General features: G+C 72.9%; 11 protein-coding genes and 1 pseudogene. 3 read left to right on the forward strand and 9 right to left on the reverse strand.

What is annotated here, in order from left to right; genetic code table 11:
- Positions 1–46 precede the first annotated feature (46 nt).
- Both GA0115233_RS28465 and GA0115233_RS28470 read left to right on the forward strand, forming a co-directional pair.
- A complete protein-coding gene (locus tag GA0115233_RS28465; protein WP_093723180.1) occupies positions 47–1,228 on the forward strand; it encodes an MFS transporter in 1,182 nt (393 codons plus the stop codon).
- A 19-nt stretch (positions 1,229–1,247) separates the two neighbouring features.
- A complete protein-coding gene (locus GA0115233_RS28470) occupies positions 1,248–1,853 on the forward strand; it encodes an HAD family hydrolase (RefSeq protein WP_093723181.1) in 606 nt (201 codons plus the stop codon).
- Positions 1,854–1,859: 6 nt separating this feature from the next.
- Here GA0115233_RS28470 and GA0115233_RS28475 read toward each other — a convergent pair whose 3' ends face one another.
- Genes GA0115233_RS28475 through GA0115233_RS28485 form a run of 3 tightly spaced genes read right to left on the reverse strand, consistent with a single transcriptional unit; the run spans position 1,860 to position 4,083 of the window.
- Entirely contained in the window at positions 1,860–2,639 is a 780-nt protein-coding gene (locus GA0115233_RS28475; protein WP_093723182.1) for an SDR family NAD(P)-dependent oxidoreductase, read from the reverse strand.
- 27 nt (positions 2,640–2,666) lie between these two features.
- A complete protein-coding gene (locus GA0115233_RS28480) occupies positions 2,667–3,422 on the reverse strand; it encodes a dienelactone hydrolase family protein (protein ID WP_093723183.1) in 756 nt (251 codons plus the stop codon).
- A 40-nt stretch (positions 3,423–3,462) separates the two neighbouring features.
- Positions 3,463–4,083, reverse strand: a complete 621-nt coding sequence (locus GA0115233_RS28485) for an L-threonylcarbamoyladenylate synthase (RefSeq protein WP_176711967.1) — start codon at positions 4,081–4,083, stop codon at positions 3,463–3,465.
- 204 nt (positions 4,084–4,287) lie between these two features.
- On the opposite strand from GA0115233_RS28485, the gene GA0115233_RS28490 reads away from it, so the two are divergent.
- A complete protein-coding gene (locus GA0115233_RS28490; RefSeq protein ID WP_093723184.1) occupies positions 4,288–5,781 on the forward strand; it encodes a helix-turn-helix domain-containing protein in 1,494 nt (497 codons plus the stop codon).
- Positions 5,782–5,910: 129 nt separating this feature from the next.
- Here GA0115233_RS28490 and GA0115233_RS28495 read toward each other — a convergent pair whose 3' ends face one another.
- The 6 genes and pseudogenes from GA0115233_RS28495 to GA0115233_RS28520 form a co-directional block, all read right to left on the reverse strand.
- On the reverse strand, positions 5,911–7,146 hold the full coding sequence (locus GA0115233_RS28495; protein WP_093723185.1) for a cytochrome P450 family protein: 1,236 nt from the start codon (positions 7,144–7,146) through the stop codon (positions 5,911–5,913).
- Complete coding sequence (locus GA0115233_RS28500) at positions 7,143–8,381, reverse strand: cytochrome P450 (RefSeq protein ID WP_093723186.1); 1,239 nt, start codon at positions 8,379–8,381, stop codon at positions 7,143–7,145. The genes GA0115233_RS28495 and GA0115233_RS28500 overlap by 4 nt, the downstream gene beginning before the upstream one ends.
- Positions 8,378–8,986, reverse strand: coding sequence for a GTP-binding protein (locus GA0115233_RS28505; RefSeq protein ID WP_093723187.1), 609 nt, complete (start codon positions 8,984–8,986; stop codon positions 8,378–8,380). The genes GA0115233_RS28500 and GA0115233_RS28505 overlap by 4 nt, the downstream gene beginning before the upstream one ends.
- The gene (locus GA0115233_RS28510) at positions 8,958–9,320 is read right to left on the reverse strand and encodes a DUF742 domain-containing protein (protein WP_093723188.1); all 363 of its coding nucleotides are present in this window, start codon (positions 9,318–9,320) and stop codon (positions 8,958–8,960) included. The genes GA0115233_RS28505 and GA0115233_RS28510 overlap by 29 nt, the downstream gene beginning before the upstream one ends.
- Complete coding sequence (locus tag GA0115233_RS28515; RefSeq protein ID WP_093723189.1) at positions 9,317–9,739, reverse strand: roadblock/LC7 domain-containing protein; 423 nt, start codon at positions 9,737–9,739, stop codon at positions 9,317–9,319. Before GA0115233_RS28515 ends, GA0115233_RS28510 begins: the two co-directional genes overlap by 4 nt.
- Positions 9,736–9,916, reverse strand: a pseudogene (locus GA0115233_RS28520) (ATP-binding protein); the annotation flags it as partial. The pseudogene GA0115233_RS28520 and the gene GA0115233_RS28515, both read right to left, overlap by 4 nt.

Raw genomic sequence — 9,916 nt, forward strand, 5'->3', positions numbered from 1 at the left:
AATCGCCAGTGTTCAAACAGTAAGCGTGTTCATTACGGTGGCGGGCATGGAACAATCGCTGCGCTCCGCCCGAGTGGCGACCTTCGTGTACTTCGTGCTCTGCGGCACCACGATGGGCACCTGGGTGGTCAACATCCCCGCCGTCGAGGACCGCGTGGACATCAGCCACGCCACACTCGGCGGACTGCTGGTCCTGCTGGGCCTCGGCGCCTTCACCGGCATGCAGGCGGCCGGGCGGTTCACCGACCGGCTCGGAGCGCGCGTCGTCGTCCCCGCCACCGGGGTCCTGTGCGGCGCCACCCTGGTCCTGCCCGGCCTGGCCCGCGACCCGTGGACCCTGGCCGCCGCCCTTGTGCTCTTCGGCTTCGGCAACGGCTGCCTGGACGCGAGCATGAATGCCCACGCCGTGCACGTGGAGAAGGCCTACGGCCGCCCCGTCATGTCCGCCTTCCACGCCACCTTCTCCGTCGGCGGCGTCATCGCCGCGCTGGTGGGCGCGGGCGTGGCGGCCGCAGGGCTGAGCCCCGTCGCGGGCATGGCCGCCGTCGGCGCCCTGACCGTCGTGGTCGCCCTCGGCTGGACCCGCGCCCTGCTGGAGACCGTGGCGTCGCCGGCGCCGGGTGACGAGGTGCCGGAGGCCAAGCGCGCCGTCGGGGGCCGTATCTGGGTCCTGTCCGGGCTGGCCCTGCTGGTGATGCTGTGCGAGGGCGCCGCCAACGACTGGAGCGCCCTGCACCTCAAGGACGTCCTTGACGCGCCCGTGAGCGTCGCCGCCTTCGCGTACGGCACCTTCGCGGCGACGATGACCATCGGCCGGCTCCTCGCCGACCGGGTCGCCGCCCGGTTCGGCTCGATGGCGGTACTGCGCCACGGCGCCGTCACGGCCGCCGTCGGCATCACGGTCGTGGCGCTCGCGCCGTGGGTGTGGGCCGCGTTCGTGGGCTGGGCGCTGTTCGGCCTCGGCCTGTCGGGCTGTGTGCCGCAGCTGTTCAGCGCGGCCGGGCACGCCGACCCCGCCGCCGCGGGCGCCAATGTCTCGCGGGTCGCCGGACTCGGCTACGTCGGCATGCTCGCCGGTCCCGCCGTCATCGGCTGGCTGACCCACCTCGTCGCCCTGAACCACACCTTCGTGCTGCTGACCCTGATGTGCGCGGTCACCGCCGTGGCGGCGGGAGTCCTGCGCCCCGCACCGGACCGCGCCCGCGAGACGGCGCCGAGCAACCGCTGACCGTACCGGAGACCCCTTCATGACCACCGCCCGCAGGATCGTCCTGTTCGACCTCTTCGGCGTCATCGCCCGCCAGCAACGCCCCGGCGCCCAGGAGAAGATGGCCGCCCGCTGCCAGGCCCCCACCGAGGACTTCACCGCCGCGTACTGGGCCTGCCGTCCGCCCTACGACGCCGGACAGGTCTCCGCGTCCGAGTACTGGACCGCCGTACTCGGACGGCTGTCCCGCCCCGCCGAGCCCGACACCGTCGAGGAACTGCGGCTCACTGACATCGACAGCTGGTCCCGCGTCGACGACCGGATGGTCGCCTACGTACGGTCCCTGCGCGAGACCGCCGAGGTCGCCCTGCTGTCCAACATCCCCGCCGACCACGCGGACGCCTTCCTCGCGGCGCAGCCCTGGCTGCACGAGCTGGACCATGTGGCCCTCTCCGGGAGGACCAAGGTGGCGAAACCCGACCCGGCGGCCTTCCTGCACTGCGTCACCGCGCTGCGGGCGGCCCCGGCCGACTTCCTCTTCGTCGACGACCGCGAGGAGAACGTACGTGCCGCACAGGCGCTGGGCATGCGCGGACACGTGTTCACGGACCAGGAGGCGCTGGCGGCGGTGATCGCCGCGGGGTGAGCGCGCTCAGTGGACGGAGAACCCACCGTCCACGAAGAGCGAGTGGCCCGTGACGTACGCGGAGGCGCGGCTCGCGAGGAAGACGGCCGCGCCTTCGAAGTCCTCGGGCAGGCCGTTGCGGCCGAGCATCGTGCGGGCCGCCAGCTCCGCCACCTTCTCGTGGTCGTCCTGCAGCCGCGCGTTCAGCGGGGTCAGCACGAACCCCGGCACCAGCGTGTTGCAGGTGACTCCGTACGGCGACCAGGCCTCCGCCTGCGAGCGGGCCAGCGACTCAAGTCCGCCCTTGGAGACGCCGTAGGCGCCGCTGCTCACGAAGGCGCGGTGCGCCTGCTGGGAGGTGACGTGGATGATCCGCCCGAATCCGCGCTCGGCCATGCCCGGCCCGAAGCGCTGGCCCAGCAGGTAGGGCGCCTCCAGGTTCACGGCCATCGTGCTGTCCCAGACGCCGTCGTCCAGGTCGTTCATCGGCGGACGCAGGTTGATCCCGGCGCAGTTGACGAGGATGTCGGGCTCGCCGAACACGGCGGCCGCGGCCTCCGCGCCCGCGCGCACGCCCTCCCGGGTGCTCAGATCGGCGCTCACCCAGGCCGCGCGGCAGCCGTCGGCCGTCAACTCGTCCACCGTGGCGGCCAGTTCCTTCTCCCGGCGGGCCACGATCACGACGCTCGCGCCCGCGCGGGCCAGCGCCCCGGCGATGGCCCGTCCGATACCGGAGCTGCCGCCGGTCACCAGGGCGACCCGGCCGTCGAGGGAGAACAGTTCGGAGAGATAGTCCCGTGCGGTCATGGACCGAACCCTAAGCGAACGGGCTGCTCAGAACGTACGCCGCAGCAGATCCAGCAGCGCCGCCCAGTGGCGGGCGTCCGCCTCCGGGTCGTAGACGGAGGTGTCCGCCATGGTGAAACCGTGGGCGGCGCCTTCGTAGACCTCGCAGCGGTGCCGGACACCGGCCGAGCCGAGGGCGTCCAGCAGCCGCTTCTGCTGCTCGACGGGCATGGAGGGGTCGTTGTCGGCGTGGCCGAAGTACAGCTCGGCGGTGACGCGGTGGGCGACCAGGTGGGGGCTGTCGGGGTCGTCGGTGGCCAGCGGCGCGCTGTGGAAGCCGGCCGCCGCGGCGACGCGCTCCGGATAGGTCCCGGCGGTGAGGAGCGACAGACGGGCGCCGAAGCAGTACCCGGTGAGCGCGACGGGCCCGTCCGCGACATGCGGGTTCCCGGCGAGCCACCGCAGGTACGCGCCGGCGTCCCGCATGGCGACGGCGGGCGGCAGGGTCTGCCCGAGGGGTCGGAGCTTCTCGAAGATTCCCTCGCGGGCGGAAGCCTCGATGAACTCCGGCAACTCCACCACCGGCGCGGGGCCGTGACGGTAGAACAGGTTCGGCACCAGGACCGTGTAGCCCTCCCCGGCGAGCCGGTCGGCCATGGAGCGCAGCTGGGGGCGCAGCCCGAAGGCGTCCATGTAGAACAGCACCGCCGGGTGGGGGGCTCCGTCGTCGGGGTGGGCCAGATAGGCGTCGGCTGTGCCGTCCTCGGTGAGGATCTCGACGGTGTTTCCCTGAATGGCGATCATGTGATCATCGTGGCACGGGTGGCTGCCCGGGCGAGCGCCCTCACTCGAAACGGGAGGTGTCGCCCGCGCCGTGCCGAATGATCTCGGCCTCGCCGCCGGAGAAGTCGATGACCGTGGTGGGCTCGGTACCGCACTCCCCGGAGTCGACGACCGCGTCCAGCACATGGTCCAGGCGGTCCTTGATCTCCCAGCCCTGCGTCATCGGCTCGTCCTCGTCGGGCAGCAGCAGGGTGCTGGACAGCAGCGGCTCGCCCAGCTCGGCGAGGATCGCCTGGGTCACGCCGTGCGCCGGGATACGCACACCGACCGTCTTCTTCTTCGGGTGCTGGAGCATGCGCGGCACCTCACGGGTGGCGGGCAGGATGAAGGTGTAACTGCCCGGCGTGGACGCCTTGATCGCGCGGAACACGTCCTTGTCGATCTGCACGAACTGCCCGAGCTGCGCGAAGTCCTGGCACACCAGCGTGAAGTGATGCCGGTCGTCGAGCTTGCGAATCGCCCGGATCCGCTCGGTCCCGTCCCGGCTGCCGAGCCGGCAGCCCAGCGCGTAGCAGGAGTCCGTCGGATATGCGATCAAGGCGTCGGCCCGAATACTGTCGGCGATCTGCGCGAGGATGCGCGGCTGCGGATTGTCGGGGTGCACATCGAAGTACTTGGCCATCCGCCGAGGGTATGCCCTCGACGGGATTTGGACACGCAGGGCGGGGTGCGCCGTGGCCTGCCTGCCTCTGTGCACGGGCCGCGGCGCGCGGGGTACCCGTCCCCGGGTCGGCCGACCGACCGGACGGCTGGTGACCGGCGCGGGGGTGTGCGGTAGCGTCCCGGGGCGGTACGGAAGCGGTACAAGCGTGAGGGAAGGCCGAAGGTGGGTGGCAGGGGCGACGGGTGGGGCTGGGAGCGGGAGCTGTTGGACCTGCTGCGGCCCGGTGGGAGCAGCGTGCGGCAGGTCGTGGCCTGGCTCGCGGACGCTGTCGGCGGTGCCGTGTGTCTGCACGACGACACCGGGGCCGTGGTCGCCGGGACCGAGCTCGACTCCGGCCCGTTCGAGTCGCTGCTCGGGGATGTCGTCGCCGGGCGGATCGCCTCCGCGGCCTGGGAGGGACAGGGGCGCCATCTGCGGATGGTCCGGCTGAGCGGCCCAGCCGGTGTGGTCACCGTGTCCCGTACGGCGCCGTTCGAGCGGCGGGACTCCGAGATCGTCGCACGTACCGTTCAGGGGCTTGAGCTGCTGCTCCGGGCCCGGCAGGGCACCGAGTCCGAGCGGCGGCTGGAGCGGGCCACCTCCGATCTGCGGCTGGCCATTCTGCAGCTGCTCATGGTCGAGGACACGGTCTCCGCGCGGCGCGTCGCCGCGGGGCTGTGGCCGGGGCTGCTGGACACCGACACCGCCTGTGTCTACGTCGTCGAGAGCGGTCCGGAGGAGCGCGACCGGCTCGCCGAGGAGTGCCTGCACGCCACGGCCGAGCAGGCCCTGGTCGTGCGGTGCCCGGCGATGGACGGCCATGTGATCGTCGTGACGCCCCGGGAGGGCGTGGCCGGTGCCCTGCGGTCCCTGATCGGGTCCCGGCCCCGTGTCTTCCTCGGCGGCAGCGCCCGGCAGAGCCTCGCCCGGACCGCCACCGCGTACGGGCAGGCGGTCAGCGCGCTCGCCGTCGCCCACTTCCGGCCCGACCAGGCCGCCGTCTACGCCGAGCGCACCCACCCCGAACGCCTGATCAGCCCCGCCGCCCTGCACGGCTGGGCCGCCCGGGTGCTCGGGCCCTTCGACGGACTGCCCCACCACACCCGTGCCGAACTGCTCGCCACCACCCGGCTCGGCCTGGAGTTCACCGCCGTCAGCGCCGCCAAGGTCCTCGGCGTCAGCCGCAACACCGTCCGTGCCCGGATGGAACGCGCCGAGACCCTGCTCGGCACCGACTTCACCGACCTCACCGCCCGCGCCGTGGTCCACCTCGCCCTCAGCGCCCACGAGAGCGCCGCCCACGACCCCGACCGGGCGCCCGGCCCCACGTCGGCCGACGCCGAGGACGCCGACCTGTTCGCCGGCCCCGCGCTGCGCTCCTGGGCCCACGACCTCCTGGCCCGCCTCGACACCGACAGCCGTGACCTGCGCCGTACCGTGCGCACCTGGATCGCGGCGGGCGGCAACGCCGAGCGCGCCGCGCAGACCCTCGGCTTCCACGCCCAGACCGTGCGCGAACACGTCCGCGCCGCCGAACCCGTCCTCGAACGCCGGCTCCTCGCCGGAGGCGGTGACCTGTACGAGGTCGTGCTCGCGCACCTGGCCTCCGGCGACCTCGCTCAGCCCGCCCTGCGCGGCGCGGACCAGGACGAATCGGACTCACTTGTGCACAGGTGAGCCCCGACCCGCGCGCAGCGGGCATCAACACGGTTCACAAGCACCCAGGCCTCCACGTAGTTTCGTCGAGCCGCGGGGGCGCGACCGGAACGGGGGACCGGTCGACCCCCGCGTTCCGAGCCGTGCCCGTCATCCGCCCAGCACCACCGGGATCTCCTGCCACCCGAAGGCGATGAACGACGGCACCTGCTTCAGCTCCTCGGCGTCCACCGCCAGCCGGAGCCCCGGGAACCGCTCGAACAGGGCGGGCAGCGCGGTGAGCGCCTCGATCCGGGCCAGCGGCGCCCCGATGCAGCGGTGCACACCGATCCCGAACGCCAGATGGTCGTCGGCCCCGCGCGCCGCGTCGAAGGTGTCCGCGTCCGGACCGTAGTGCGCCGGGTCCAGGTTCGCGGCGGCGTACGTCGTGATGATGGCGTCCCCGGCGGGGATGGTGACGCCCCCGATCTCGACGTCGGTGACCGCGAACCGCAGCGGCAGCGAGGCGATGGAGGGGTGGACCCGCAGCGTCTCGTCGACCACCGCCTCCCAGCCGATCTTCCCCTCGCGCACCGCCGTGAGCTGCGCCGGGTCGCGCAGCAGGGCGACGACCGCGTTGCCGATCAGGTTCACCGTCGTCTCGAACCCGGCGCCGATCACCAGCAGCAGCGTGTACAGCAGCTCCGCGTCGCTGAGCCGGTCGCCGTCCTCGTCGCGCACCCGGATCAGCTCGGTGGTCAGATCGTCCCCGGGGTGCTCGGTGCGGTGCGCGATCAGCGCGGGCAGCACCGTGCCGATCTGCTGCTGCACGAACGCCGCGTGCTCGGGGGACGGGTCCGAGGTGTCCATGATGGCCGCGATCAGCCGGGTCATGTCCGGCACCAACTCGTCCGGGACACCGAACAGTTCGCAGATGAACCGCAGCGGAAGCGGGTGCGCGAACGCCGCCTTGATGTCCACCCGCTCCTCACCGGACTCCGCGACCTTGTCCAGCAGCTCCGCCGTGATCGCCTCGACCCGCGGCCGCATCGCCTCGGTGCGCCGCTGGGTGAAGCTCGGCGCCACCAGCTTGCGCAGCCGGGTGTGGTCGGGGCCGTAGGTGGAGAGCATGTTGACCACGCCGACCCAGCCCAGGATCCAGCCCCAGGAGGGGTGTTCACCGACCTCGGGCCACAGCCGCCAGTGCTTGCGCGGGTCCTTGCTGACCTGCGGGTCGAGGATCAGCTGCTTGAGGGTGGCGTAGTCGGTGGGCGCCCAGGCCGGGATACCGCCGGGCAGCTCGACGGGCACGACCTGGCCGAGCGCGCGCAGCCGGGCCGACTCGCCGGGGATGTCGGAGCCGAACGGGTCGAGTGCGAAGCGTTCGGTGCGGTCGGTCACGGTCACGAGGGGCCTCCAGGCAGATCGGGGGAGCGGGGGCTGAACCGCACGGGCAGCGAGGTCAGCGAACGGTGGAACGGACCCGGTCGCCAGGTCAGGCGCTCGCGCGGCAGTACGGGTTGCAGATCGGGCAGCCACTGGGTGAGCCGCTCGATCGCCTCGGTCGCGATCAGCAGCGTGTGCTGTTTGACCGGGCACGCGTGCGGCCCCGCCGACCAGGACAGATGGGAGGCGTCCCCGGGGCGGCGCCGGCCGCCGTGCTCCTGCTCGGCGGCGTGTGCGAGGGCCCCGTAGGAGATGACGATGGGGACCGCGGCCCTGATCCACGCGCCGTGGAAGGTCACCGGGGTGCGGGCGTAGTGGATGCCGTAGTTGGCCAGCGGTGTCTCGTGGTGCAGCACCTCCACCACGGCGTCCATCACCGGGCGCGCCCCGCTGGTCAGGGTGGAGTAGTAGGAGGGGTTGCCGAGGATGCGGGAGAGCGCGTTGGAGACCAGGTTCGCGGTCGGCTCGTGCCCGGCGCCCAGGGTGAGGAAGACCTGCCAGGTGACCTCCTCCGGGGTGAGCCCAGCGGGATGGTCCAGCAGCCAGCTCGGCAGGTCCTCGCCGCGCCGCTCGGCCTTGGCGGCGATCAGCTCCAGCACGTAGCCGCCGAACTCGGCCTCGCCCTGGGCCGCCTCGGCGCCGCCCTCCATCATCTTGCCGAGCGCCGTGTTGAGCCGGTCGCTCTGGCTGTCGGGCAGGCCGAAGAGGTTGTTGAACACCAGCGCCATCAGCGGCCGGGCGAAGTCGCCCACCAGGTCCGCCTCGCCGCGCGGGCCGAACCTGCCGACCAGCAGCCGTACCGCGTGGTGGACGCGGGCCCGCAGGTCGTGCGGTTCCACCCGGTCGAAGGCGTCGAGCAGCGCGGTGCGGTAGCGCACGTGCGCGGCGCCGTCGGCGAACAGGGTGTTGGGCCGCCAGCGCATCATGCCGAGGATCGGGGAGTCGTCGGCGACCGTGGACTCCCAGGGCCGCGGATCGTGCGAGAACGTCTCGGTGTCGTGCAGCAGGTCCAGCGCCGCCCGCCGGTCGGTGACGACGTACGCGGGCACTCCGGGCGCCAGCTCGCCCCAGCCGATGGGGCCCTGGGCGCGCAGGTCGGCGTAGTAGCGGTAGGGGTCCAGGGCGAAGCCGTCCTCCCACAGCCGCACGGGCGCGGAGCGGGAGAAGGTCTGCTGGGCGGTGGGGTAGGTGGTCACCGGGTCTCCGGGGGGTGGCGGTCGATCAGGTGCTGGACCAGCGCGAGCAGCGCGTCCACGGAGGAGTTCGTGTCGCGGGCGTCGCAGGTCACCATCGGTGTGTCCGGCTCCAGGTCCAGCGCGGCGCGCAACTGGTCCTCGGTGTAGTGGCTCGGCGCGTCCGGGAAGGCGTTGAAGGCGACGGCGTAGGGCAGTCCGCTCTCCTCCACCAGGCCGAGCACGTCGAAGGAGGCGTCGACGCGGCGGCTGTCCACCAGGACCAGGGCGCCCAGCGCCCCGTAGGCGATGTCCTCCCACAGGGAGCGGAACCGCTCCTGGCCGGGCGTGCCGAACAGGTAGAGCACGATCCCGCCGTTGAGGCTGACGCGGCCGAAGTCGATGGCGACCGTGGTCGTCGACTTCTCGCGGATGCCGTCCAGGTCGTCCACCGGGGCGGACGCCTCGCTGAGCCTTTCCTCGGTGTGCAGGGGCCGGATCTCGGACACGGAGTCGATCAGCGTGGTCTTGCCCACCCCGAACGGGCCCGCGACCAGGATCTTCACCAGGTCGCGGGCGCCGTCGGGCAGGTGCATGCCGCTAGTCGTGCTTGAGGGCGCGAAGGCCATCGGCCACTCTCTTCAGCAGGTCGGGGTCGAAGCGTTCGGCGGGCGGGATCGGGGCGCGGGCGAGGACCAGGTCGCGGTCCAGCAGCGCTCCGGCCAGCACCCGCACGGCGGAGACCGGCAGTCGCAGGTGTGCGGCGGCCTCCACCACCGTCAGGGAGCCGCCGTCCAGGGCTTCCAGCAGGGCGAGTTCGGCGGCGGGCAGTCCGGACGGCGCGGGTTCTCCGCTGCGGGTGAGCACCGAGAGCCGTTCCAGGTGCGGACGGCTCGGCCGGGCCACGCCGCCGGTCGACAGATACGCGGGGACCAGCGGACGGCCGCCCGGGCGGCGGCTCATGCCGGCGCGCCGCCGTCGGTGCCTCTGGGCGCGGCGGCCATCGTCTTCTCACCGAGCCGCGCCACCTGGGAGTGCACCCGGTGGGCGAGCAGGTCCAGCCGCACCTCGCTGTCGCCGTAGGCGGCGACGCAGGTGCCGTGGTCGGTCGGCACGATCAGCACATAGCCGTGGTCCGACTCGATGACGACCTGGCGCACCTCGGCGCGCTCCCGGTCGGCGAAGGCGGCCGCCGCGGTCCGGCAGGCCCCCTGCACGGTGCTGGTGATCGCGGCGACCCGCTCGGCGGACGCCTGGCTGAGGGCGTCGGTGTACCCGGTGACCAGCCCGTCGCGGGTGAGCAGCACCGCGGCCACGACGTGCGGCACCTGGAGGATCGGGTCCAGGACCCATGCCGTGTCTCCTGTTTCGCGGCCGGTCATCGGGCCGTTCCCCCTTCGTGGTCGTCCTGTGCGGTGATGCGTTCGCTGTCGTGTTCCATGGCGGCGACGGTCTCGTGGGCGGCGTCGCGGGCCGCGGCGGTGGCCGCCTGGAGTGCGCCGAGCGCGGCGGCGGCCTCCTCGGGAGCGCGGGCGGGTGTGCGCGGTTCGGGTACGTCC

It is taken from the genome of Streptomyces sp. DI166 (assembly GCF_900091315.1).
Classification (GTDB): domain Bacteria; phylum Actinomycetota; class Actinomycetes; order Streptomycetales; family Streptomycetaceae; genus Streptomyces; species Streptomyces fuscus.